Origin of the sequence: Micromonospora pallida, from assembly GCF_900090325.1 — a bacterium.
Taxonomy (GTDB): domain Bacteria; phylum Actinomycetota; class Actinomycetes; order Mycobacteriales; family Micromonosporaceae; genus Micromonospora; species Micromonospora pallida.
Map to the genome: position 1 here is coordinate 674,257 of NZ_FMHW01000002.1, position 25,061 is coordinate 699,317.

At 73.5% G+C, this 25,061-nt stretch carries 14 protein-coding genes; 8 read left to right on the forward strand and 6 right to left on the reverse strand.

The window, feature by feature from the left end; all coding sequences use genetic code 11:
- The first annotated feature begins 41 nt into the window (after window positions 1-41).
- The 4 genes from GA0074692_RS03200 (at window position 42) to GA0074692_RS03215 (ending at window position 4,953) form a co-directional block, all read left to right on the forward strand.
- A complete protein-coding gene (locus tag GA0074692_RS03200) occupies window positions 42-512 on the forward strand; it encodes an NfeD family protein (RefSeq protein WP_091639168.1) in 471 nt (156 codons plus the stop codon).
- Window positions 513-516: 4 nt separating this feature from the next.
- Window positions 517-1,626 (forward strand): SPFH domain-containing protein, encoded by a 1,110-nt coding sequence (locus GA0074692_RS03205; RefSeq protein ID WP_091639170.1) that lies wholly within the window; start codon window positions 517-519, stop codon window positions 1,624-1,626.
- A 214-nt stretch (window positions 1,627-1,840) separates the two neighbouring features.
- On the forward strand, window positions 1,841-2,623 hold the full coding sequence (locus GA0074692_RS03210) for a hypothetical protein (RefSeq protein WP_091639173.1): 783 nt from the start codon (window positions 1,841-1,843) through the stop codon (window positions 2,621-2,623).
- A gap of 143 nt (window positions 2,624-2,766) precedes the next feature.
- The gene (locus GA0074692_RS03215; protein WP_091639175.1) at window positions 2,767-4,953 is read left to right on the forward strand and encodes a transglycosylase domain-containing protein; all 2,187 of its coding nucleotides are present in this window, start codon (window positions 2,767-2,769) and stop codon (window positions 4,951-4,953) included.
- A 17-nt stretch (window positions 4,954-4,970) separates the two neighbouring features.
- Here GA0074692_RS03215 and GA0074692_RS03220 read toward each other — a convergent pair whose 3' ends face one another.
- The 4 genes from GA0074692_RS03220 to GA0074692_RS34505 form a co-directional block, all read right to left on the reverse strand.
- The gene (locus tag GA0074692_RS03220; RefSeq protein WP_091639177.1) at window positions 4,971-5,768 is read right to left on the reverse strand and encodes an SRPBCC family protein; all 798 of its coding nucleotides are present in this window, start codon (window positions 5,766-5,768) and stop codon (window positions 4,971-4,973) included.
- On the reverse strand, window positions 5,761-6,468 hold the full coding sequence (locus tag GA0074692_RS03225; protein WP_091639179.1) for an ArsR/SmtB family transcription factor: 708 nt from the start codon (window positions 6,466-6,468) through the stop codon (window positions 5,761-5,763). Before GA0074692_RS03225 ends, GA0074692_RS03220 begins: the two co-directional genes overlap by 8 nt.
- A gap of 80 nt (window positions 6,469-6,548) precedes the next feature.
- On the reverse strand, window positions 6,549-18,266 hold the full coding sequence (locus tag GA0074692_RS03230) for a non-ribosomal peptide synthetase/type I polyketide synthase (protein ID WP_176738264.1): 11,718 nt from the start codon (window positions 18,264-18,266) through the stop codon (window positions 6,549-6,551).
- Complete coding sequence (locus GA0074692_RS34505; RefSeq protein WP_176738265.1) at window positions 18,263-19,486, reverse strand: MFS transporter; 1,224 nt, start codon at window positions 19,484-19,486, stop codon at window positions 18,263-18,265. The genes GA0074692_RS03230 and GA0074692_RS34505 overlap by 4 nt, the downstream gene beginning before the upstream one ends.
- A gap of 149 nt (window positions 19,487-19,635) precedes the next feature.
- Here GA0074692_RS34505 and GA0074692_RS03235 point away from each other — a divergent pair, with 149 nt between their 5' ends.
- Both GA0074692_RS03235 and GA0074692_RS03240 read left to right on the forward strand, forming a co-directional pair.
- Window positions 19,636-20,469, forward strand: coding sequence for a TrmH family RNA methyltransferase (locus GA0074692_RS03235; protein WP_091639184.1), 834 nt, complete (start codon window positions 19,636-19,638; stop codon window positions 20,467-20,469).
- Window positions 20,470-20,519: 50 nt separating this feature from the next.
- Complete coding sequence (locus GA0074692_RS03240) at window positions 20,520-22,184, forward strand: PucR family transcriptional regulator (RefSeq protein WP_483819082.1); 1,665 nt, start codon at window positions 20,520-20,522, stop codon at window positions 22,182-22,184.
- 5 nt (window positions 22,185-22,189) lie between these two features.
- On the opposite strand, the gene GA0074692_RS03245 is transcribed toward GA0074692_RS03240, so the two are convergent.
- A complete protein-coding gene (locus tag GA0074692_RS03245; protein ID WP_141725120.1) occupies window positions 22,190-22,519 on the reverse strand; it encodes a hypothetical protein in 330 nt (109 codons plus the stop codon).
- Window positions 22,520-22,781: 262 nt separating this feature from the next.
- On the opposite strand from GA0074692_RS03245, the gene GA0074692_RS03250 reads away from it, so the two are divergent.
- Both GA0074692_RS03250 and GA0074692_RS03255 read left to right on the forward strand, forming a co-directional pair.
- The gene (locus tag GA0074692_RS03250) at window positions 22,782-23,903 is read left to right on the forward strand and encodes a transporter substrate-binding domain-containing protein (protein ID WP_176738266.1); all 1,122 of its coding nucleotides are present in this window, start codon (window positions 22,782-22,784) and stop codon (window positions 23,901-23,903) included.
- A 54-nt stretch (window positions 23,904-23,957) separates the two neighbouring features.
- Window positions 23,958-24,455: a VOC family protein gene (locus tag GA0074692_RS03255; RefSeq protein ID WP_245730097.1), complete on the forward strand. Its 498-nt coding sequence runs from the start codon at window positions 23,958-23,960 to the stop codon at window positions 24,453-24,455.
- A 136-nt stretch (window positions 24,456-24,591) separates the two neighbouring features.
- On the opposite strand, the gene GA0074692_RS33745 is transcribed toward GA0074692_RS03255, so the two are convergent.
- A complete protein-coding gene (locus GA0074692_RS33745) occupies window positions 24,592-25,029 on the reverse strand; it encodes a hypothetical protein (protein WP_141725121.1) in 438 nt (145 codons plus the stop codon).
- Between the last annotated feature and the right edge of the window lie 32 nt (window positions 25,030-25,061).

Consider the following 25,061-nt stretch of genomic DNA (forward strand, 5'->3'; position numbering starts at 1 on the left):
CCAAATAGGTGGGGGTGCGCTCACGTGCGAGTATCGAAGGCGTGGACGCGGTGCTCTGGATCGTGCTGGGTGTGGTGCTGGCGGTCGCCGAGATCTTCACGACGACGCTTTTCCTGATCATGTTCGGGGTGGGCGCGTTCGCCGCCGCCGGCGCGGCGGCGCTGGGCGCCCCGGTGGGCGTCCAGGCGATCGTCTTCGCGGCCGTCTCGGCGCTGACCGTCCTGGCGGCCCGGCCGACCATCCAGCGCCACCGCCGCTCGGCGGTGGAGAGCGGCGAGCAGCCGTTCGGGGTGGAGGCCCTGGAGGGGGCGTCCGCGCTGGTGCTGGAACGGGTCGACACCGACGGCGGCCTGGTCAAGATCGACGGCGAGTTGTGGAGTGCCCGGTCGTACGACGCCGCCCAGGTGTTCGCGCCGGGCCAGCGGGTGCAGGTGATCCAGGTCCGGGGCGCGACCGCCCTGGTCTGGCGGGACGACATCTCCCCGGGCACGCTGCCCGGGTCGGAGGGGTGAGCGTATGGAACTGGTGATCGCGGTGCTGTTCGGCGCCATGGCGCTGATCGGGGTGGTGGCGCTGGCGAAGTCGGTGCGGATCGTGCCGCAGCAGCGCCAGGACGTGGTGGAACGGCTCGGCCGCTACAAGCGCACCCTCAATCCCGGGCTGAACCTGCTGGTGCCGTTCATCGACGCGGTCCGGACCAAGGTGGACCTGCGCGAGCAGGTGGTCAGCTTCCCGCCCCAGCCGGTGATCACCTCGGACAACCTGGTCGTCTCGATCGACACGGTGCTCTACTTCAAGGTGGTCGACTCGGTCCGGGCCACCTACGAGATCTCGAACTTCCTCCAGGCGATCGAGCAGCTCACCGTCACCACCCTGCGGAACGTGATCGGCTCGCTGGACCTCGAGCGGGCGCTGACCAGCCGGGAGGAGATCAACCGACACCTGTCCGGGGTGCTGGACGAGACCACCGGCCGCTGGGGCATCAAGGTGACCCGGGTGGAGATCAAGGCGATCGAGCCGCCGCCGAGCATCCGCGACTCGATGGAGAAGCAGATGCGCGCCGAGCGGGACCGCCGGGCGGCGATCCTCAACGCCGAGGGGCACAAGCAGTCGCAGATCCTCACCGCCGAGGGTGAGAAGCAGGCGGCGGTGCTGCGGGCCGACGGTGACCGGCAGGCGCGGATTCTCCAGGCCGAGGGCCAGGCGAAGGCGATCCGTACCGTCTTCGACGCGATCCACCAGGCGAACCCGAGCCAGAAGGTGCTCGCCTACCAGTACCTCCAGGCTCTGCCGCAGATCGCCAACGGCACCGCGAACAAGGTCTGGATCGTGCCGGCCGAGCTGACCAAGGCCCTGGAGGGGATGGGCGGCGCGCTCGGCGGGCTGAGCCAGATGGTCGGGGACGCGCCGTCGCCGCAGGCCGCGTCCGGGGCGAGCGACGTGGAGCGGGAAGCGGCGGCGGCCGCGCAGGCCGCCGCGGCCGCCGCCCGGGAGATCCACGACGAGGTACGCGTCGCCGAGGCGCAGGCCACCGGCGGCAACGGCCCGCAGGGGCTGCCCGCCCCGGAACCGGTCTCCCCGCACAGTCTGCTCCAGGACCCGGCCGACCACCGCGAACGGGGCTGACCAGGGCGAACCGGCGCTGACCCCGGGGCCGGGGGCAAAAAGCGAATATCACTCATACGGCGCTCCGGTGCCTGCCACGATCGGTACGTGAGGACCGATGGTGACCAGGTGCCGGGGCGCCGTACGCGTCCCCCGGCACCGGGCCGGGCCGCCTCGCCGATCTTCCTTCGGCCGACGGCGTCGACCGGCTCCGGAGCAGTGAGCGAGGTGACGCATGAACGATCCGACGAATCCGGTCCGTTCCCGCGCGGCCGTCCCCGGGGCGCACGATCCACTCGGACCACTCGGCTCGCGCCGTACTGGGGGCGGGTTCGGGGTGTTGCCCTTCGTCGTGGAACCCACCCCGACCGGCCCGGCCACCGACGCCACCTGGGCCTGGTCGATGCGGCGGCTCGCCCGCGCGTCGGTGTGGCTGCTCCCGGCGTACGCGATCCTCTACGGCGTGGTGGCCCTGGCCAGCGACGGCGGCGTCGGCAACGACCCGTACCCCGCCGACGGCCGGCCGCTCTACCTGGTCGGCTGGGTAGGGGCGGTCTGGATCGGCCTGCTCGCCCTGCTGGCGCTGGCCGGGCTGCTGGTCACCACCCGCAGTCGCCGCAGCGCCGCGACGGGGCTGCTGGTCAGCCTTGCCGGCACGGTGCTCATGCTGCCGTTCGCCGGCCTCGCCGAGCAGACCCCGGTCTTCGGCGCCACCGCCCGCAGCCTGGTCCTGGTCGGTGCCACCTGCTACAGCGTCGGCTGGGCGCTCACCGGCTGGGCGGTCGGCCGGTCCGGGGTGTTCAGCATCGGTGACGGTGTGCTGCTGGCAATCGCCGCGCCCCTGCTCGGCCTCGGCGGTGCCCTGGTCGGCTCGCTGCAGACCTTCGGCGCCATGTTCGCGCTGATCGCCGGGATCGGCATCGCCTACCGGGCGGGTCGGCTGGTGCCGAAGCAGATCGCCCGGGACGCCGCCGCCGCGAGTCTCGCCACCCCCACACCGCCGGCCGGCACCCGATGACCGCGGCGCCGTCCGGACGAACCGGACAGCAGCCACCACCGCGTACCGGATGGCCGGCCCGGCTACGGCGCGTCGCCGTGAGTTTTCTGGCAACCCTGCGGAAAGAGTGGGCGCTGCTCGCGACACCGCGTCAACCTGGGGAAATGCGCTTGCGATCGTTGCTGGACCGGCTGGTCACCGTGGTGCTCTGCGGGGTCCTCGCCGGCCTCTTCCTGGCCGCCGCCGCGTTTCCCGGCAACCTGGTGGCCGGGCTCGGCGTGAAGGCGGCCAGCGAGCTCTGGGGCGACCTGCCGGCGCAACTGCGCACCCCGACCACCGGCCAGCGCACCGCCGTCTACGCCAACGACGGTCGGACGTTGATCACCAGCTTCTACGACGTCAACCGCCGGGATGTGCCGCTGACCGAGATCGCCCCGGTGATGCGCCAGGCGATCGTGGCCGCCGAGGACCGCCGCTTCTACTCCCACGGCGGGGTCGACCTGCGGGGCCTGGCCCGCGCCCTGGTCAGCAACGCCAGCGAGGGCACCACGCAGGGCGCGTCCACGCTGACCATGCAGTACGTGCGCAACGTGCTCAAGAGCGACCCGGAGCGCACCGCCGAGGAGCGGGAGAGCGCGACCGAGGTGAGCGTCGGCCGCAAGCTCCAGGAGATCCGGTACGCCGCCGCGCTGGAGCAGACCCTCGACAAGGACGAGATCCTCGCCCGCTACCTCAACATCGCGTACTTCGGCTCCGGGGCGTACGGCATCGCGGCGGCCAGCGAGCGGTACTTCAGCGTCACCCCGGCGGAGCTGACCCTCGACCAGGCGGCGCTGCTGGCCGGGTTGGTGCAGTCGCCGAACGAGTACAGCCCGATTGACGGCGACCTGGAGGCGGCCCTGGTCCGCCGCTCGTACGTGCTCGACTCGATGGTGGCCACCGGCGCGATCACCGCCGAGCAGGCCGACCAGGCCCGGGCCGAGGAGGTGACCCTCGATCCGACCGAGCAGCCCAACGGTTGCACCGCCATCGACGGCGGGCACGCCGACTGGGGCTTCTTCTGCGACTACCTGCGCACCTGGTGGTTGCACCAGCCGGCCTTCGGCAGCACCGCCGACGAACGGGAGCAGGCCCTGCGCCGGGGCGGCTACACCATCGTCACCTCGCTGGACCCGGAGGTGCAGGCGAGCGCGCTGCGGCAGTCGCTGGCGGTCTTCGACCGGGACGAGCCCCGGGCGCTGCCGATCGCGGCCGTCGAGCCGGGCACCGGCCGGGTGCTGGCGATGGCGGTCAACCGGAACTACAGCCTGGACGCCAACCCGGACGGGCAGGACAACCGGCCGAACACGGTCAACCAGCTGGTGGCCGGCGGCGGGGCGATCGACGGCTACCAGGCCGGATCGACGTTCAAGCTGTTCACCATGCTGGCCGCCCTGGAGTCGGGGCTGCCCCTGGCCACCGGCTTCGACGCGCCGACCCGGCTGGCCACCCGGCACCCCGCCGAGGGGTCGACGGCGGCGTGCGGCGACCGGTGGTGCCCGTCCAACGCCGACCCGGCCAGCATGAACGGCTACCGGACCATGTGGGACGGCTTCGGCCGCTCGGTGAACACGTACTTCGTGTGGTTGTCCGAGCGAATCGGCCCGGCGAAGGTGGTCGAGATGGCCCAGCGGCTCGGCATCACGTTCCGTTCCGACCTGGACGAGGAACTGGCCCGGACCGAGCCCACCGAGTGGGGGGCGTTCACCCTCGGCGTGTCGGCCACCACGCCGCTGGACCTCGCCAACGCGTACGCCACGGTGGCCGCCGAGGGCACGTACTGCGAGCCGTTGCCGGTGCTCTCGGTCGCCGGCCCGGACGGCGCGAAGCTGCCCGTCGGCGACCCGTCCTGCCGGCGGGTGCTCAACGCCGACGTGGCACGGGCGGCCACCGACGCGGCCCGCTGCCCGGTCGGTCAGGACCCCGCCTTCGGCCGGTGCACCGGCGGCACCGCCACCTCGGTCGACCGGATCCTCGAGGGGCGCCCGGTGGCCGGCAAGTCGGGCACCTCGGACCAGGACGCCACCAAGTCGTTCGTCGCCTACACACCGCAGGTCGCGGTGGCCGGCATCGCCGCCAACCCCGACGACCCGACCGACCGGGTGGGTATCTCGGCGCAGTCCGGCGTGGTGTCGGCGGTGGCCCGGGTCATCGCGATGGCCACCGCGGGCCGGCCGGAGGCCGACTTCACCCCGCCGAGCCGGCAGATCGCCCTCGGCAACGAGCCCGATCCCCGCTCCTCACCCCTCACCCGCCCCGACGACGACCTGGACCTCGGCAGCTGGCTGGACCGCCTCGGCATCCCCCGCTGACGGTGGCCCGGCGGAGCTCAGGCGCGGGTGATCAGGTGGGCGGCCCAGGTCGACCATGCCTGGGTTTCGCGGTCTCGGGTGGCGGGGCCCTGGTCGCCGTAGAGGTACCAGCGGATCAGGACGGACGACGTGCCGGCGTACGTCATGGTGGCGACCTCGGCGACGCCGGGCGGCTCGTGCGTGCGGACGGTGACCGACGTGTCGTCGATCTGCTCGACCACGCCGGCCAGCAGCGGTGCCGGCTCGGACGTGGCGACCTCGTCGCCGACCTTTCCGGTGCGCAGTCCGGCCGCCGCCACGGCATCCGGCGCCTCGATGGACTCCGGCACCTCGTGCTGCACGAGCAGCGTGGTCACCGGCAGGCCGGCGAAGTGGGTGAGGTAGAGCCGCATGAGGCGCAGCGCGGCGGTCCAGCCGCCGAGGGTCTGGTCGACGTGCTCGCGCCACTCGTCGCCGTCGACAAGGAAACCGCTGGTCAGCCGGACGACGCAGGTGTCGCCGGAGCGCGCCTCGACCAGGATCTCGGTGTTCCACGTCCGGCTTCGCTCATCGATTTCCTCGGGCTCGTCGAAGACGATCCGGCGGGGCGGGTCCCAGGCGGTGATCGTCCCCTCGGAGGAGCCGTAGGAACCGTGGTGGGTGACGATCCGACCGCCCGGACCGGGCTCGACCTCGGCCGGGACGAACCAGGCCTCCAGGCCCGGGCCGGTGGCGATCAACTCCCAGACCTGCTCGGGGGTGCCCGGCATGTCGGCCTCGACGACCGCGCGGTACCGGCCGTCCTCGTCGTCGATGGACGCGCGAATGTCAGCCAACGTTCTGCTCCTTGCTCGGGCCAGCGTCCGCTGGCAGGTTCTGCTCCTTGCTCGGGCCAGCGTCCGCTGGCAGGTTCTGCTCTTCGCTCGGGCCAGCGTCCGCTGGCGCGTTCTGCGGAATCGGGTAGGCGCCGATGACCAGCCGGTGCCGTCGTCCGGTCGACCCACTCTCGACGTGGTGCCGGGCGATCACCGTGGCGACGGCTTCGGTCAGGTCGCGGACGAAGTCGGCCCGCGCCGACGGGGTGCGGAAGGTGATGTCGGCGTCGATAGTGAACGTCTCGGCCGGCCGTCCGGTCTCCCGGGACCGGCGTAGCAGGGCACCGACCTCCTGGACGACCCGACCGGCGAGCGCGACGAGGTAGGCGGCGGAGAGCCGGTCCGGGCGGTCGCCCGGCGTCGGGCGGGCGGCGGCGGCCCCGAGCACCTCGGGCGAGACGAGGTACGCCCCGGCGGTGGCCACGAGCAGCCGTTCGGTGAGCCCACCCCAGCGCCGCTCGCCCGCGCCGGTCACCAGGCCCTGCGCCTCGAGTTGCCGGACGTGGTAGTGCACCCGCTGGCGCGGCAGGTCGAGCGTACGGGCCAGTTCGGTCGCCGACCGGGGCTCGCGCAGTTCGGCGAGGAGGCGGGACCGGACCGGATCGAGCGCCACGATCGCCGCGGCGGGGGCCGCGATGACTTCCACAGCTTCGACGGACATGACCCCACCCTGCCCTTGACAACAAATCCTGTCAATGGCAACACGAGGGAGGCCGGTGACACGGCCCCGCAGGTGGCGTGTCAGGGGCGAGAGAATGCCTCCGGGCCGACGAGGGCGGCAGTGAGCAGGTCGACGTACTCGGCACACCAGCGGGCCACGGTGGAGCGGTCGTACAGGTCGGTGGAGTACTCCACCACCCCGCGCAGCACCGACCCGACCGGTGAGACCACCACCCCCAGGTCGCGGCGGGCACAGGCCAGGCCCTGGTCCGTCACCTCCGTGTCGAGGCCCGGTAGGCGCAACTCCGGCACGCCCGGGTTCCAGCCGAACAGCGCGGTGCCGACCGGCGGCGGTTCCCCGGGACGCCACCGCGGGTCGACGGCGGAGTAGATCGCGGCGGCCGGGGCGGGCTGGTGGCGCAGTGCGTCCAGGAACACCCGGTCGGTGCGGGCCACCAGGTCGGCGAAGGAACCCCCCTCGGCCAGCGGCACCCGCAGCGGGACGACGCTGGTGAAGAGGCCGACGACCGGTTCGACGTCCCGGCTGTCCCGGTGCGCGTACGAGGCGGCGAGCACCACGTCCGTCGCCCCGGTGAGCCGGCGCAACAGCAGCGCCCACCCGCTGGCCAGGACGGGCAGCACGCTGCCGGACGGCCCGGCGGCCCGGCGTACCCGCTCGGCGAGGTCGGCGGAGAGGTCGAAGGCGTACTCGTCGCCGTCGCCGCTGAGCGCCGTCGGCCGGGGCCGGTCGGTGGGCAGCGGCACGGTACGCGGCGCGCCCGTCAACTGCTCCCGCCAGTACCGCCGTACCGGCTCGGGCGTGGCGGCGGCCCGTTGCCGGCGGGCGTACCCGGTGTACCGGAGGCCGTCCGCCGACTCCCGGGAGACGGAGCCGCCGGCCCGCAGCGCCGGGTACGCCTCCTCAAGTTCCCGCAGCAGGTGCTGGATGGACCAGCCGTCGCCGTTGAGGTGGTGGATCACCAGCATCAGCACGTGCCGGTCGGCCGCCAGCCGGGCCAGCCGGGCGCGTAGCCACGGCCCGTCGTCGGGGAACGGCTCCCGGCCGGTCGCCACGCACCAGGCGTCCACGTCCGCTTCGGGCATCTCCGTCACGGGCAGGTCGAGCGGCCGGTGCGGGAGGATCTCCTGCGTCAGCGTGCCGTCCCGGTCCACCAGCCGGGTGCGCAGCGCGCCGTGCCGGGAGACCAGGGCGTCCAGCGCCGCGCGCAGGGCCGGCACGGCCAGGTCGCCGGTGATGTCGACCCGGACCGGCATGTGCACGGCCGCCGGGTTCGGCGCCCGTCGCTGCCCGTGCCACATCAGTTCCTGCTGGTACGTCGCCGGCGCGCTCTCCTCGACCGGCGCGGCCCTCGTTTCGGGCGCGACCTCCCCGCGTGGCGCGACCTCCGCGTCGGGCGCGGCCGGCTCGACCGGTGCGCTACGTCCGGTCGCCGGGCTCTCCTCGACGGGGGCAGATGGTCCGGTCGGGGTGGTCTCCCCGGTGGGGGCGGTAGTGGTCAGGGCGGTCGTCAGGGCCCGGATGCCGGGCGCCTGGAGGACCCGGTGCACGCCGACCTCGGTGCCGAGCAGTCCGGTCAGCCGGTTGGCGAGGCGGACGGCGGCCAGCGAGTGTCCACCGGCGGCGAAGAAGGGTACGTCCAGCGGCAGTCGGGACACGCCCAGCTCGGCGCACCAGGCGTCGTGGACGAGCTGTTCGGTGCCCGGCTGCGGACGCTGGTCGCCGGCCGGCGCCTCCGGGGCAGGCAGCCGGGCCACGTCGATCTTGCCGGTGCCCCCGGTGGGCAGCACGTCCAGCAGCACCCACGCCCGGGGCACCAGGTACGGCGGGAGCCGGTCGGCCAGGGCGGCGGTCAACCGGGCCGTGCGTTCGGCCGGTGGCTCGCCGTCGTCGACCGGCACCACGTACGCGGCGAGGTACGGCTCGTCGCCCCGGTCGTGCCGGGCGACGACGGCGGCCTGCCGCACGCCGGTCAGCCCGGCGAGCACAACGGCTGCCTCACCCGGCTCGACCCGGTGGCCGGCGATCTTGACCTGGTCGTCGAGGCGGCCGAGGAACTCCAGGTTCCCGTTGCCGCGTACCCGTACCCGGTCACCGGTGCGGTACATCCGCGCTCCCGGCACTGGCGAGTACGGGTCGGGCGGGAAGGCGGCGGCAGTCTCCGCCGGCCGACCGAGGTAGCCCCGGGCCAGCCCGTCGCCGCCCACGTACAGCTCGCCCACCGCGCCGGGCGGGACGGGCCGGCCGTCCGGGTCCAGCACGTACAGCCGATGGTCGGCGGCGGACACGCCGATGTCGACCGGGCCGGTCCCGTCGGGCGGCACCGGCCCGGCGGTGGTGACGATGGTGGCCTCGGTCGGGCCGTACGCGTTGATCACAGTGGCGGGGAAGCCGGCCGGCGGCCGGCGGCGGAGCTGGCTGCCCCCGACCACCAGGGTCCGCAGCGTGGCGGCGGGTGGCGTGGGCAGCGCGAAGACCAGCTCCGCCAGGGGCGCCGGCAGGAATGCCACGGTCACCCGGTGTTCGGCCCACCAGGCGCGCAGCGCGGCCGGGTCGGCGCGCACCGCGTCCGGTACGAGGTGGACGGTCGCCCCGGCGGCGAGCGCCGGCCAGATCTCGGCGAGGTTCGCGTCGAACCCGAGTCCGAGCCCGTGGGCGACCACGTCCGAGCCGGTCAGCCCGAGCGCCTCCGCGTGCCAGGTGACCGACCGGACGGCCGCGCGGTGCGGCACCAGCACCCCCTTGGGGTGTCCGGTGGAGCCAGAGGTGTAGACGCACCAGGCCAGGTGCTCCGGGCCGAGGCCGGCGGTCGATGCGGGGCCGGCTGTCCGGAACGCCGGGAGGGTGTTCGACTGCGGGGTGGCCGCCGGCGACCGATCCTCGTCGGCATCCTCGTCGACCGTGAGTTCGGTGACCTCCTCGACCGTGAGCCGGGGCGGGTTCGTCGGGTGGTCGACCGCCGTCGAGGTGACCAGCAGCCGGGCGCCGCTGTCGGCGAGCAGGGCGGCCAGCCGGGCGGGCGGCAGATCGGGGTCGAGCGGCAGGAACGCCGCCCCGGCCAGCAGCACCCCGAGCTGCGCCGCGACCAGTTCCGGCCGGCGGGGCAGCAGCACCGCGACCAGGTCGTCCGCCCCGACGCCGGTGGCGGCGATCCGGCCGGCCAGCGCCTCGGCCCACACCCGCAGCTCCCGGTACGTCCAGCGGCTCCCGCCGCCGACCACCGCCGGTGCGTCCGGCGTCCGACCGGCCTGCCGGAGAACCAGATCGTCCAGTCGACCGGCCTGCCCGGGGACAAGCTCGGGGCGTTCACGGACCGGCTCGGGGCGTTCACCGGCCGGATCGGCTCGGTGGCGGGCCGGGGCCGGCCGCGCGGCTGTCCCGTTCGGCGCGGCGTCTTGCCCGACGGCGTCGGCCAGCCGGGACAGCGGGAGGTCCGGGTTCCGGGTCAGCCGGTCGAGCATCCCGAGCCAGTCGTCGAGGAACCGGCGTACGGTCACCGGATCGAACACCTCGGTCCGGTACTCGACGTGGCAGCGGACGGTGTCGGTGTGCGACAGGTAGACCATGAGGTCGACCGGGGCCTTGTCCAGCCCCACCGGCAGCGGTTCGGCGGTCACCTCGGGCAGGTCGAAGGCGAACGCGCCACCGGTCTCGTACTCCACGACGACGTCGAAGAGCGGATTCCGGCCGGCCTCCCGGTGCGGGGCGAGCGCACGAACCAGGGCGTCGAACGGTACGGCCGCGTGTTCGTACCCCTCGGCGGCGGTGGCCTGGGTGCGGGCGAGCACCTCACGGAAGGTCGGGTCGCCGGTGAGGTCCAGGCGCAGCGGCAGGGTGTCGACGAAGAAGCCGACCAGGTCGGCGGTGCGGTCGTCCCGGCCGCTGAACCCGGTGCCGACCACCAGGTCCGGCTGGCCGCTGAACCGGAACAGCATGACGCCGAACGCGCTGAGCAGCGTGGTGAACGGGGTGACCCGTTCGGCCCGGCTGAACCGCCGGATCCGGTCGGTCAGCTCGGCCGGAACCTCGGTGAAGACGCTCCGGCCGGCCGCGGAGGGCAGCGCCGGGCGGGGCAGGTCGGAGGGGAGGACGAGGGTGGGAGGTGGGGGGTCGAACCGGGTCAGCCAGTACCCCAGGTCCTTGTCGTCGACGTCGCGGCGTCCGGCGGCGGCCCGGGCGAGATCCGGGTAGCTGACCGGCAGGTCGGGCAGCTCCGGGGTCGTACCGGTCACCCGGGCCCGGTAGGCGGCGGAGACCTCCCGGGTGAGCACGGCGTACGAGGTGCCGTCGGTGGCGAGGTGATGGAACGCCAGCACCAGCACGTGGTGCTCGGCGGAGAAGCGCAGCAGGGTGAACGCGAACACCGGCCCCTCGGCCAGGTCGAAGACCCGCCGGCTCTCCCCGGCCATCGCCGCCGCGACGGCCGACTCCGCCGCCTCTCCGGTCACCTCCCGTACCGGCTCCTCCGCCGGCCCAGCCAGCTCCCGTACCGCCTTCTTCGCCGGCCCAGCCAGCTCCCGTATTGGCAGCTCCACCGGCACCGTCGGCCGGACGACCTGGCACGGCTCGCCGTCGACCTCCCGGTACGTGGTGCGCAGCGGCGCGTGCCGGGCCACCACGTCGGCCAGCGCGCCACGCAGCGCCGCGACGTCCAACGGACCGCGCAGCCGCACCGCCACCGCCTCGGTGTAGGCGGGCGTGCCAGGGTGGAGCTGCTCCGTCAGCCACAGCCGGCGTTGGCCGGGCGTGAGCGGGGCGGTCTCCTCGCGGTCCACCGCCCCGCCGGCCACCGGCGCGGTACGGCGGCGCGGCGTGGCCCGGCGCAGCACGTCGATGAAGGGCAGCCCGGCCCGGACGGCCGGGGCGGGCACGCCGAAGTCCACGAAGCAGGCGATCTCGTCGGCGCCCGCGTCGAGCACCGCGTCCAGCACCGGTCGGCAGCTCTCCGGGGTGCCGATCAGCGCCCGCTGCTCGCAGTATCGCTGGTACGCCCGGGACAGCATGAACCGGACGTCGTCGTCCGGGGTGTCGGCCAGGTCGATGCTCATGCCGAGGCTGTTGACCACCTGCCCGAGCAGGTGCAACGACGAGCGCAGGTACGCGCAGAACGGCTCGAACGCCGCCTCGCGTACCCGGTCGAGGTCGTCGCCGAGGTACGTGTGCAGCAGCACCACCACCCGGCCGGCGGCCGGGTCGAGGCCATGCTCGGCGCGGGTACGCCGGTACAGGGCGATGTTCTCGGCGAGCTGGGCGACGTCCTGGGTCATCAGGTTCGTGACCACCCCGACGTCGCGTCGCGCGGCCTCCCGGTAGCTGTCCGGGTTGCCGACGATCGCGGTGAAGAACGGCGGGGCGTCCTGCACCGGCCGGGGGAAGAGCCGGACGTCGATCGGGTCGCCACTGCCGGACCGGGCGGCGACCGCATCGCCGCGCCAGAGCCGGCGCACCGTCTCCAGGTGCTCGTACATCACCTGCTTGTGCCGGCCGAAGTTCTCCGGCTGGAAGACGAAGTCGTTGGCGTGCCAGCCGGGCGCGCAACCGAGCCCGACCCGGCCACCGGAGAGGTTGTCCACCATGGACCACTCCTCGGCCACCCGGACCGGGTGGTGCAGGGGCAGTACGACCGAGCCGGCGTTGAGCCGGATCCGGCTGGTGCGTACGGCGAGTGCGGCGGCCAGCACCGACGGGTTCGGGAAGATGCCGCCGAACGAGTGGAAGTGCCGTTCCGGGAACCACACCGCGTGGAACCCGTGGGTGTCGGCGTACTGCGCGGCGTCGAGGATCAGGCCGTACCGGTCGTCGGCGTCCTGGTCGGGATAGTCGCCGAAAAAGTACAGGCTGACGTCGACACTGTCCGCGCCCGGCCCTGGTTCTGCGTCTGGCCCTGGTTCTGCGTCTGGCCCTGGTTCTGCGTCCGGCCCCGGGTCCGCGCCCGGCTTCGGTTCCGTAGCGGGCTGCGGGTCGGGGCCCGGTGGCACCCTCGTCGGCACCGGCCTCGGAGCCGACGTCGGGACAGCAGCCGGCGCCGGGGCGGAGTCCCTTGCGGGGACGGAGCTCTGTGTGGGGATGGCGCCTTGTGCGCCGGTGGCGGCCGTGGCAGGCAGAGCGCCAGCCGGCAGAGCGCTGACCGGCAGAATGCCGGCCGGCTGGCCTGCCGCTCTGAGCAGGGCGAGTTGCTGCTGCATCAGGTCGAGTTGGCGGTGGACGATGGCGCTCAGGTCGTGCGCCGGCACCGCCGGCACTGCCGGCATCGTCGGCATCGTCGGCCTGAGCGTGCCGGTCTCCGCAGCCTCTCCCGGTCGTGCGACACCCCCTCGATCAACTCCAGATGCGGCGAGTCGGGGTGTCCCGGGTGCGTCGACACCCCGACTTGCCGTATCTCGAGGCACCCCCACCCGAGACAGGCCAGGCCCGCTCGAAGAAGGGCCGGTCGGGGAGAGGCCGGTCGGGGAGAGGGCGGTCTGGGCGGGGTCGGTCGGGGAGGGGGCGGAGCCGGTGACGATGCGTTCGGCGAGTCGACGTGGCGTGTCGACAGTCTCGAAGAGGTCCCGGATCGGGACCCGTACCCCGTGGGCCTGGTCGATCTCGCGAGACATGCTGATCAGCAGCAGCGAGTCCGCGCCGAGGGCGAAGAAGGTCTCGTCGGGGCCGACCGCCGTGACGTCCAGCCCCAGCTTGTCGGCGGTTAGCGTACGCACCCAGTCCAGCACCGCCTCGTCGGCCACCAGGTCACTGGCCGACGGCTCCCCGGTCAGCACCGGCTGCCCGGACACCGGGCCGGCGACCGGGGCTCCGGCCACCGGAGTGGATGCCTCGGTGTGGGCGGCGGGGGCCGGGGCGGTGACCGGGGCTTCGGTCAGCGGGGCGGCAGTGTCGGGTACGGCGTCCGGTCGAGCGGCCCGCACCGCCGGAGCCGGGCCGTCGGCGGTCCGCGCTGCGCGGGCACGGGTACCCCCTGTCGGGTCCGGGTCGGGGTCGATCCAGTAGCGGCGGTGCTGGAACGGGTACCCGGGCAACGACACCCGGCGTCCCCCGCAGCCTTCGGTGATCGCCGTCCAGTCGACCGGTGCGCCCGCGCAGTACAGCTCCGCCACGGCCCGCCATACCCCGTCGATCGGGTCGGCGTCGCGCCGCTGGGACGGCACCCAGGTCGCCGTCGACCGGGTCGCCCGGGCCAGCCGGGTGAGGGCGGCGTCCGGCCCGGCCTCGATGATCGTCCGGCAGCCCTGGTCGACGATCGTCCGTACGGCGGCGTGGAACTCGACGGCCCCGCGGGCCTGCCAGTACAGGTGCTCGGCGTCCGGCTGCCAGCCCGGCTCGCGGACTCGCCCGTCGACGGTGCTGACCACGGGCAGTCGGACCGGCCGCAGGTCGACCCGACCGGCCAGGGCGGACAGCTGGTCCCGGAGCGGCTCGATCGCCGAGCTGTGGAAGGCGCGGGTCACCGGCAGCCGCCGGGTCGACAGTCCCCGCCGCGCGGCCCGGTCGGCGACGGCAGTGACCTCGTCGGGCGACCCGGCCAGTACGTGCCGGTCGGGGCCGTTCACCACGGCCACCTCCACGGTGCTGCCCACCACCAGGTCGTCGACGGTCGCCCGGTCGGCGAGCACCGCCAACATCGCACCCGGCCCCAGCGCGTCCTGCATGAGTCGGCCGCGCCAGGCGGCGAGGCGTACCGCGTCGGCGAACGGCAGCGCGCCGGCCACGGCCAGGGCGGCGTACTCGCCGACGCTGTGGCCGAGCACGAGTTCCGGGACGATCCCCCAGGAGCGCCAGAGTTCGGCCAGGGCCAGCCCGACGACGACCAGTACCGGCTGGGCCAGGTCGGTGGGGACCCCGGCGGGGTCGTCGGGGGTCTCCCGCAACCGGGCGAGCAGGTCACCACCGACCGCGTCCCGGTACGCGGTGGCGGCCTCCGCCAGGACGTCCCGGACCACCGGGAACCGTTCCGCGAGCGGCAGCAGCACCGGGCGCAGGTCGCCCTGCCCGGGGAAGGCCAGGGCCAGCGGTCCGGCGGGTACCGACCCGGTGACCACCGTGTCCGGGATGGCGGTGCCGCCGACGACCCGGTCCAGTGCCGAGGCGAGAGCGGCGGGGGAGTCGCCCCGTACGACGAGGCGGTGGCGCAGGTGCCGGCGACCCCGTCCGGCGGTGGTCACCAGGTCGGCCAGCATCAGGTCGGGGTGGGCGCGTAGGTGGTCCCGGTGGCGTGCGGCGAGCGCGGTGAGCGCCGCCGGGTCGGCCGCCGACAGCGGTAGCAGGCCGGGTGCGGGGGACGTGGTGGCGGCTGGTGGGGCGACCTCGGCGGGCGGCTGTTCGACGATGACGTGGGCGTTGGTGCCGCCGACGCCGAGGGCGCTCACCGCCGCGCGGCGCGGCGTGTCGCCGACCGGCCAGCCGATGGGGCTGGTGGTGACGGTGAAGGGGGCCAGGTCGACCACCGGCCGGGTGAAGTTGATCTGCGGGGGAAGCTGGCCGGTCCGGACCGCCAGCACCGCCTTGACCAGGCCGGCCATGCCGGCGCAGCTGTCCAGGTGGCCGATGTTCGCCTTGACCGAGCCGAGCAGCGGCCGGGCCGACGCGTACGCCTCGGCGAGGGCGTGGTGTTCCACCGGGTCGCCGAGCGCGGTGCCGGTGCCGTGCGCCTCGACGTACCCGATGGACGCGGCGGACACGGCGGCGTTCCGCAATGCCTGCCGGATCACCTCGACCTGCCCGGTCACGCTGGGCGCGGTGAAGCCCACCTTGCCCGCGCCGTCGTTGTTCACGGCCGAGCCGAGGAGCACCGCGTGCACCGGGTCCCCGTCGGCAACGGCGCGGGCGTACGGCTTGAGCACCACCGCCGCGACCCCGTTGCCGCCGACGGTGCCGTCCGCGGCAGCGTCGAAGGGACGGCACTGGCCCTGCGCGGAGAGGATCGAGCCCGGCGTGTGGTGGTAGCCGGTGACCTGGGGGACGTGCACGGCGACCGCGCCGGCCAGCGCGAGGTCGGCGTCCCCGGCGAGCAGCGCGCGGGCCGCCAGGTGCACCGCCACCAGCGAGGTGGAGCAGGCGGTCTGTACGGTGATCGCCGGACCGGTCAGGCCCAGCCGGTACGCGACCCGGGTGGCGAGGAAGTCCGGCTGGTTCCCCAACGCCGCGCCGACCACGGTGGCCGGGTCGGCGGCGCGGGTGGCCGCGTCGAGGTTGTTCCGCAGGTAGGTGTGGTGGGTGTAGAGGTTCATCCCACCACCGGCGAACAGCCCCACCCGGGCCCGGTCGCGGTCCCCGGCGTACCCGGCGTCCTCCAGGGCGTGCTGGCAGGTCTCCAGAAATAGCCGGTGCTGTGGGTCGAGCAGTTCGGCCTCCCGGGCGCTGATGCCGAAGAAACCCGCGTCGAAGCCGGCGACGTCGTCGAGCACCCCGCTGGCCGCGACGAACCCGGGGGCGTCGGCGTCCGTCACCCCGGCGGCGGCCAGTTCGTCGGGGGTGAAGAAGCGGACGCTCTCCACCCCGGCGAGCAGGTTCGACCAGAACTCGTCCACGCTGGCGGCGCCGGGGAAGCGGGCCGCCATTCCGATGATTGCGATCCGGTGGTCCCGGTCGACCGGGGCCGGGCCGGCGGAGTCGGCGGGGGCGGTGTCGGTGAGGTGCCGGACGAGCGCGTCGACGGTCGGGTGCGCGAAGAGCGTCGGCGCCGGGACCGGCCGGCCGAGGACCTGCTCGAGCCGGGACCGGAACCGGACGATCTCCACCGAGCCGATGCCGAGTTCCCAGAACGGCAGCTCGCTGTCGACCGGGCCGTCGAGCAGGTCGCCGAGCGCGTCCAGGACCGTCCTGCGCACCGTCGTCCGGCCGGGTGGCCCGATCGGGAGCGAAGCCGGCGCGGGGACGCTCGAGACAACGGGGGACGGGGAGGGCGGCGCGGGAGCGGATGGGGCAGCCGGGTGCGGAACGGGCGTGGGGGAAGGCAGCGGGGGAGCAGTCGGGGCAGCCAGGGGTGGGGAAAGCGACGCGACTGGGGGCGGGACCGGTGGGGTGGTGGCGGTCGGGGCCGGGCCGGGTCGGCCGGTGTCGAACTCCCCGGCGGTGAACCGGCGGCGCAGCGCCGCCCGCTGGATCTTCCCCCCGGTGGTACGGGGAAACTCCTCCGCACGCACCGCCACGACCCGGGCCGGGGCGGTGCCCCAACGGCGGGCGACGGCGGCGGTGACGTCCCGGGCCACCTCCTGCGGTGACCGTCCTGCGGCGGGGTCGGGCACGTGGAACACGACCAGGGACTCGCTCCCGGTGCGGGAGTCCGGTACGCCGCAGGCGGCGACCAGCCCGGCGGCCACCCCGGGCACCGTCCCGGCGACCTGCTCGACCTCGTGGCAAAGCAGGTTGTGTCCGTTGAGGATGATCAGGTCCTTCTCCCGGCCGGTGACGGTGATCCGTCCGTCCACCAGGTACGCGAGGTCGCCGGTGTCCCACCAGCCCCCGGGACGCAGGGCGGCCCGGGTCGCCTCGGGGTCGGCGAGGTAGCCGGGGGTGAGCCGGGGCGAGCGGACCTGGAGCCGACCGATTCGCCCCTCGGGCAGCACCTCGTCGTCCGGGTCGACGATGCGCACAGTGGCACCGGGGGCGGGCGCGCCGACGGCGAGGAACTCGACGCAGTCGGCGGGGTCGTCGTCGGCGGTGGCCCAGGCCAGGTCACCGTCGAGGCTGGCAATGCGGACCCGCTGTCGGCAGCCCGGCTCGGCCAGGGACGCGAAGGTGATCGCGGTGCTGGTCTCGGACATGCCCCAGGCGGGGGTCATCGCGGCTACCGGCACGCCGGTCGCCGCCACGAACGCGTCGAAGGTCTCCGGCAGGCACTGCTCGCCGCCGCTGACCATCCGCCGGACGTGCCCCAGCTCCCACCGGCGGTGGTCCGGGTCACGGACCACCGCGTCGGCCACCAGCCGGAGTCCGAAGTTCGGCGCCCAACTGTGGGTGACCCGGTGTCGGCGCATCAGCTCGAGCCAGCGCAGCGGATCGGCCAGCACCCGCTCGGTGTCGACGTGCACGCTGGTCGCGCCGAGGAACACCCCGCCGAGGTGGTAGAGGAGCAGCCCGGCGACGTGGTCCACCGGGAGCCAGTTGAGCAGCACGTCGCCGGGGCGGATGTCGAGCATCTCCCGCGCGCCGACGGCGTACTGCGACAGGCCGAGGTGGGTCAGTGGGATGATCTTCGGGGTGCCGGTGCTGCCGGAGGAGAGTTGCAGCACCGCCACCTCCTCCGGCGTGGCCCGGTGGTCCCCGTCCGGCCGGGGCCGGTGGCCGTCGACCAGCTCGGTCACGGTGACGACCCGTCCGCCGAGCGGCAGGTGACGCAACCCGGCCGCGTCGACGGTCCCGGCGACGACGAGTGGTTCGCCCAGCGTCCGCCAGACGTGCCGGAGCGCGTCGAGCGCCGGGGAGTTCCCGGCGTGCTCGGGCCCGGCGGCGGTGGTCAGCGGAGCCACCCCGGCCAGCACGCAGCCGAAGAACGCCGGCCAGTACTCGACGGCCGCGCCGACCCGCAGGATCGCGTACCCGCCGGCGGGCACGCCCCGCGCCCGCAGGCCGTCGCGGACCGCGCGGGCCCGGCCGAGCAGGTCGGGGTGGGCCAGGAACTCGGTGCCGCCGTCGGCGGCGACCAGGTGCAGGCCCGCGTCGGGGAACCGGTCCGCCGCGCGGGCCAGCGCCTCGCCCACCGTCCGGGGGTGCGTCGGGTCGTCAGGCAGGTCACTGCCGTGGCTGACGGCGGGACGGCGGTCGGCGGGCTGGGGAGGGGTCACGAGGCTACCTCGGCTGGTTGACGACGTGCTGCGGCCCGGAGGCGGACGTGGACGACGAGGAAGGTGAGCGCGGCGGCCAGCGCCAGCCCGTGGGCGGCCCCGACGACCGGCAGCGGCGGGAACCGGTCCAGCAGCACGGCGCAGACGATCATGCCGAGTCCGAAGCCGGCGTTCTGCGCCGCGCTGGCGAAGCCGAACAGGCGGGCGCGTAGGTCGGCGTCGACCGCCTGGAGTCGGGTGGTGTAGCTGATCTCGGCGTACCCGTCGGCCGCGCCGGCCGCCAGGGTCACCGGGACCAGCAACCAGACCGGCAGGCCGGTGAAGGCGAGCACGAAACAGACCGACATCAGGCAGGTGGCCACCCCGAAGGGCAGCTCCGACGGTCCCCGCCCGACGCGCTTCGCCCGCCAGGCGGCCCAGCGGCCGGCGAGCAGACTGCCCGCCGCCCAGGCGGTGGTGAAGATCGCGGCGAACGTGGCGGGGGAGTCGGGGCGGACCAGGGTCGCGTACACCGGCAGCCCGACGTTGTGCGACGCGGAGCCGAGGGCGTCGGCGGCGCGTACCGCGATCATCGCCGGGACCACCGGGGCGACGGCCTGGAGCAGACCGAACCGACCGGGCGCGCGGAGCCCGGCGGTAGGCGGCCCGGCGGCGGCCGGCCCGGCGGCGGCCGGTCGGGCGACGGCGGTGGTGCGCCGGGCCACCGGGAGCAGGAGCAGGGCGGAGAGGAGGTAGGTGCCGGCGTCGACCAGGAACGCCACGTGGTAGCCGAGCCAGCCGACGAGCACCCCCGCCGAGGCGAAGCCGAGCAGCATCCCCACCGAGCGCAGCGTCACCACCAGGCCGTTGGCCCGGGTCAGCCGGTCCGGACCGACCATCGTGGGCAGGTGCGCGCGCATCGCCACGCCCCAGATCGTCTGGCCCGCGCCGAGCGCCACCGCGAGCCCGTACAGCACGGTGTTCCGCACCCCGGCGGGAGCCGCGACGAGCAGGACGAGCGTGCCGGCCGCGACCAGGTCGGCGCCGATCATCAGGTACGGGCGACGCTGCCGGCCGGCGAGCCGGCCCGCGACCGGACCGGCGAGGAACCCGGCCGCCAGACGGACGGCCATGAAGGCGCCGGTCTGCAACGTGGAGCCGGTCAGGTGCAGGACGAACAGGCCGAGCGCCACCAGGTTCAGGAAGCTGCCGAAGGTCGACACGGCGTGCGCCGTTGCCACGAGCCGCACCTCGTGCCACGACCGGTCCATCGCTGCTGCTCCGCCCACCACCGACTCGCTCCCCCCGATGCGTGACTGGCAATCATGCCGGCGCCGTCAATGCATTTCAATTCCCGGATGCCGGACGTCCGCCCGGTGACCGGGCCGGCGTGGCAATTGGGCAGAATCCTCCGGTGTCCGTCCACCAGATCACCGACCCTGACGACGACCGGATCGCCGACTACCGGGCGTTGACCGACGTCGAGCTGCGCACCCGGTGGGAGCCGCCGCACGGACTCTTCATCGCCGAGGGAGAGCTGGTGCTGCGGCGGGCGCTGCGCGCCGGCTACCCGCCCCGCTCGTTCCTGGTCGATGCCAAACGGGTCGACCAGCTCGCCGACCTCGACACCGGCGACGCCCCGGTCTACGCGGCCACCCCGGACGTGCTGGAACGGGCCACCGGCTTCCACGTGCACCGGGGGGTGCTCGCCTCGTTCCGCCGCCTGCCGCTGCCCAGCCCGGCGGACCTGCTCGCCACCGCCCGACGGGTGGTGATCCTCGAGGACGTCAACAACCACACCAATTTGGGCGCGATCTTCCGGGCGGTGGCCGCGCTCGGGGTGGACGGGGTGCTGCTCTCGCCGTCCTGCGCCGACCCGCTCTACCGGCGCAGCGTACGGGTCAGCATGGGTGAGGTGTTCGCCGTGCCGTACGCGAAACTGGAGCCCTGGCCGGACGGCCTGGCGCAGGTCCGCGCGGCCGGCTTCACGGTGCTGGCGATGACCCCGGCCCCGGACGCGGTGCCGATCCAGCGGCTCACCGCCGACCAGCGCGCCCGCGCCGCCCTGCTGCTCGGCGCGGAGGGCGCCGGACTGAGCCGGGCCGCGCAGGCCGCCAGCGACGTCCGGGTGGTCATCCCGATGCGTCGCAACGTCGACTCGCTCAACGTGGCCGCGGCCACCGCCGTGGCCTGCTGGGAACTGGGCCGCGACGACCCGCTCTGATGACGTCGGGCCTGGTCAGCCGATACTACCCGCGCGGTAGCGTGTCGCCCGTGTTCCCTACCGTGCGTGAGGTGCTGGCGCTGGACCCGGTCCGGCACGGTGCACCACGCCTGGTGGCCGGGGAGGCGGCGGTGGACCGGCCGGTACGGTGGGTGCACGTCGCCGAGGTGCCGGACATCGCCACCCTGCTGCGCGGCGGCGAACTCGTCCTCACCACCGGCATCGGACTGCCCGCCGACGACGCGGGACTGCGCGCCTTCATCGACACGCTCGCCGAGGTCGAGGTCTCCGGCCTCGTCGTCGAGTTGGGCCGCCGGTACGTCGGCGCGGTGCCCCGGGTGATGGCCGCCGCCGCCGCGCGGCGCGGACTACCCCTGGTGGAGCTGCGCCGGGCCACCCCGTTCGTCCGGATCACCGAGGCGGTGCACGCCCTGATCGTCGACGCGCAGCTCCACGAGCTGCGGGCCACCGAGGAGATCCACCAGCGGTTCACCGAACTCTCCGTCTCCGGGGCCGGCCCGCAGGAGGTGGTCCGGCAGGCCGCCGAACTGGCCGGCTGCCCGGTGGTGCTGGAGAACCTAGCCCGCCAGGTGCTCGCGTACGACCCGGCGGGGGAGAGTGCCGAACTGCTGCTCGACGGCTGGGAGCAGCACTCCCGGCGGATCCAGCCGGCCGGGCGGACCGCGTACGACGCGGACAGCGGCTGGCTGGTCACCACCGTGGGTGCCCGGGAACAGGACTGGGGACGACTGCTGCTGCGCTGGCCCGGCCGGGAGATTGCCACCGCCCCGCCCGACGGGGTCACCCCGCCGACCCGGCTGACCATCCTGGTCGAGCGGGCCGCCTCCACCCTGGCGCTCGGCCGCCTGATCCGCCGGGACGCCGAGGGGCTGGAACGGCAGTTGCACCGGACCCTGCTCACCGCCCTGCTGGACCACTCCCGCCCGGTCGACGAGGTGGCCCTGCGGGCCCGCGCGATCGGGGTGACCCTGGACCGGCGGCACCTGGTCGGCGTGGTGGTCCGGCACCGCGCCGACCAGGTGCCGGACGAGACGGGCTCGGCGCGGCTGCGGGACCTGGCTGAGGCGGTCGGCCAGGCGTTGCGCGAGGCGAAGCTGACCGCGTTGACCAGTGCCCTGGACGACCAGGCGGTCGGCGCGCTGCTCGCCCTCCCCGAGTCGGCCGTCGAGCCGAAGGCCCTCGCCGCGTTTGCCGCCGCGTTGCGCCGGATCCGGGTCGACGCCCGTCCGGCACCGGGCGGGCCGGGGGCGGTGATCGTGGCGGCCGGGTCCGGGGTAGGCACTCTGCGGGAGGCGTACCGGTCGATGGTGGAGGCGCGGCAGGTCGCCGACGCGGCCCGTCGGGATCGGCGGGACCTGCCGGTGTTCCGGTTGCCGCACGTCGGCCTGGCCGGACTGTTGCACCTACTGCGGGAGGACCCCCGGGTGCAGACGTTCGTGGAGCGGGAACTGGGGCCGCTGCTGGCGTACGACGCCCGACATCCCCGGGACCAGTTGCTCGGGACGCTGCGCGCCTACCTGGAGCAGGGCCGGAACAAGTCCGCGGGGGCGGCTGTCGCGCACCTGTCCCGACCGGCGTTCTACGAGCGGCTGGCCCGGATCGCCCGGATCCTCGACGCCGACCTGGACTCGGTCGACGTCTGTCTCTCCCTGCACGTCGCCCTGCTCGCCCTGGACGCCGTCCGCACCCGCTGACCCGCTCAGTCAGGCCCGCCGCCTGGTCGATCGGAACGGGAACGGTGCGACTCCCGAAGGTCCTGGATGACGACCTGCCCTGTTGCCAGGGTGTCAACGCGGCAGTCCGGGCCGAGCAGGGAGCCGTAGTAGCCCAGCCGAGGCATTCCCTCCCCGTTCCAGGGGGCGCACTGATCGTCCGCCACCGAGAACGAGAGATCGGCGTAGACCTGAGCGTTGACCCATGGCGTGTGCATCGGAGCAACCACCGTGGCCGGGTGCAGGGCGTGACCCAGCACAGCGGTGAACACCCGCGTCGCGAGCTTCGGATTCTCCCGCGCCACCCCGAAGTACATACTGGGCCTTCTGCGTACGGACTCGGCGGGCTCCAATACCTGGATGTGTTCGCGGCCGTACTCCCTCGGGCTCCCCGTCATTGGAGCCACGCTACGCCAGCGGTGATCTTGTCCCCGGTCCCACGACACCGATACACCCGGCATGTACCGCAGTGCCTACCAGCGCTGACGGAGAAGTGACACTGCATCGACAACGGTGGCGGTCGCCGCGCACAATGCAGGGCTCACCGGATGTGCCGAGCCGATGGTGAGGGGTGGACGGATGGCAGAGCCGGATCGTGCGCCGGTGCCGCGTACCGGGCAGGCGACCTCCCTGGTCCGAGAACTGTTCTGGGTGGTGCCGACGGTGCTCGCCGCCGTCGGCGGCACGGTGTTCCTGCTCTCCAACCGGGCCTGGGGCGCGGACGCGGCGGCGATCATCGGCTTTCCGCTCAGCGTGGTGGCGATCATCGTCGCCATCCTCATCGACCGGGGCGCCTTCAAAGCGCCCTTCCTCAAGGTGCCGCGCGACCGGCGGCGTACCTGGAAGTGGGCGGCGGCGTTCACTGTGGTCGTGATGCTGGGCACGGTCACGGTCTGGTGGATCCGGCGCGAGCCCGACCCGTTCGACTACCTGTCCGGCGAGGTCCGTATCGGCTATGTCGCCTACGAGTACCAGGGCTGGCACACCGATGACAGCAGCGGTGTCCCGGAGGGCTTCGACGTGGACCTGGCTCGGGATATCGAGGCGCATTTCCCGGACGCCCGAATCAGCTGGGTGGACCTGACCACTGTGGAAAACCGGATCCTGGCGTTGCGGGGCGAGTGGAGCAAGGCCGGCTCGCGCGTGAGGCAGGATCCGGTGAAGCTGGTCGTGTCGAACTTCAGCATGACACCGGAGCGGGCGGAGCGGATCGACTTTGCTGGGCCGTACTTCGTCGACGCCCAGGCGTTCCTCAGCCGGGACCCGAGCATCACCACCATCTCGAAGATCCCCCGAGGCCGGGTGTGCGTGCTGAAGGGGTCGCGTAGCGACGAGAAGCTCACCCAGATCGGCTGGAACCCGCTCCGGGAGGACTCGCTGGCCGCCTGTGTGGCCGAGTACCACGCGGACCGGGTCGACGCGGTCTCCGACGACCGATCGCTGATCGCTGGCTTCGCGAAGGCGATCGGGCTGCCGCCGCCAAGCCCGCTGAATTATGGCGCGGAGAAGTACGGCGTGGGCATGCCGGACAACATGCCCCGCCTCTGCGCCGAGGTCAGTAAGGTCATTGACGACTTCCTGAAGTACAGGTGGTCGGACTCGTTCCGTGCTCACCTGACCCCGTTCGGCCTGTCCGAGGAGAGGTACGTACGCCCGACTTCGACCGACCCGTGCCAGCCCGCCGCACCCTGGTACGACTGACCGCCAGCGGACCGACGAGAGCGCGACGGGGCGGGGCTCAGGTGAGCGCGACGAGTGCCTTATCGTACACCGAAGAGGGAATTCGACCCGCTCGCGCCCCATACGCTCGAGATATGGCGATTCAACGAATGGACCACGTCGGTCGTTGTCGACGATCTCGAGGCTGCTATCGCGTTCTTCGTCGAACTTGGCATGGAGTTGGAGGGCGAGACGCCGGTCGAGGGCCGTTGGGTGGACCGGGTCGTCGGCCTCGACGGCGTCCGGGTCGACATCGCGATGATGCGGACACCGGATGGCCACGGCCGGCTTGAGTTGACGAAGTTTGATGCGCCGACGGCGGTCAGCGGCCAGCCGGAAAACGCACCGGCGAACACACTGGGCATCCGCCGCATTATGTTCGCCGTCGACGACATCGAGGACGTCCTTGCCCGTCTGCGCGCCCATGGTGCCGAACTCGTCGGTGAGGTGGCGCAGTACGAGGAGAGCTATCGGCTCTGTTACGTCCGTGGCCCCGAGGGCATCATCGTCGCACTGGCCGAGCAGCTCAGCTGAAGGCTGCCGAAGGCCCGTTCATCCAAAGAATCATCCGGGCACTGATAGCTCGCAAAAGCTCGTCGAGTCCCGCCGATTGGCTCGGCGGGACTCGACATATTGCCACATCGGATTCATCAATCAAATCGAGGTCGATTCACTGCACCTGAAGACTGTCGGTCGTGGCGTTGCCGTAGTGATTGTATTGAGCATCGTAAACCCCCACCGAAGCGGCATATGCTCCCCTGGAGCGCGGGATCGCGCAGAGGTTGGTTGCGGTATGCCAGACCTGCCCCGCCGGGATGACCAAGTTGGTCCAACCACCATAAGGATACTGAGGGCACGTGCCTGTGGAGCCATTGACAAAGTACGAGAGAGTGACTGTGTCGACCTGCCAGTTGGTGGAGCTCGCATTGCCGAAATGCACGGTGAAATAGACTTCGTTGTTGTCCGCCCAAGCGCACGTCTGCCAGTAGCGGTTGGGGCTCGTCGTAGCGTACTGGTAGCCGGTGCAAATGCTGCCAGAGCCGCCTGGCGGGACGATGACATCGGCGTGGGCGGGCGCGGCGACCGCAGTTGCGGCGACCACGCCCATGAGTCCAGCCAGCAGCCTCCGAGTAACTCGCT

Bases quoted from the DNA above. Each gene is read 5' to 3' on its own strand.
- GA0074692_RS03205 (WP_091639170.1), top strand. From the start codon at position 517: ATGGAACTGGTGATCGCGGTGCTGTTCGGCGCCATGGCGCTGATCGGG.
- GA0074692_RS03210 (WP_091639173.1), top strand. From the start codon at position 1,841: ATGAACGATCCGACGAATCCGGTCCGTTCCCGCGCGGCCGTCCCCGGG.
- GA0074692_RS03215 (WP_091639175.1), top strand. From the start codon at position 2,767: ATGCGCTTGCGATCGTTGCTGGACCGGCTGGTCACCGTGGTGCTCTGC.
- GA0074692_RS03225 (WP_091639179.1), bottom strand. From the start codon at position 6,468: ATGTCCGTCGAAGCTGTGGAAGTCATCGCGGCCCCCGCCGCGGCGATC.
- GA0074692_RS03245 (WP_141725120.1), bottom strand. From the start codon at position 22,519: ATGTACTTCGGGGTGGCGCGGGAGAATCCGAAGCTCGCGACGCGGGTG.
- GA0074692_RS03250 (WP_176738266.1), top strand. From the start codon at position 22,782: ATGGCAGAGCCGGATCGTGCGCCGGTGCCGCGTACCGGGCAGGCGACC.
- GA0074692_RS33745 (WP_141725121.1), bottom strand. From the start codon at position 25,029: ATGGGCGTGGTCGCCGCAACTGCGGTCGCCGCGCCCGCCCACGCCGAT.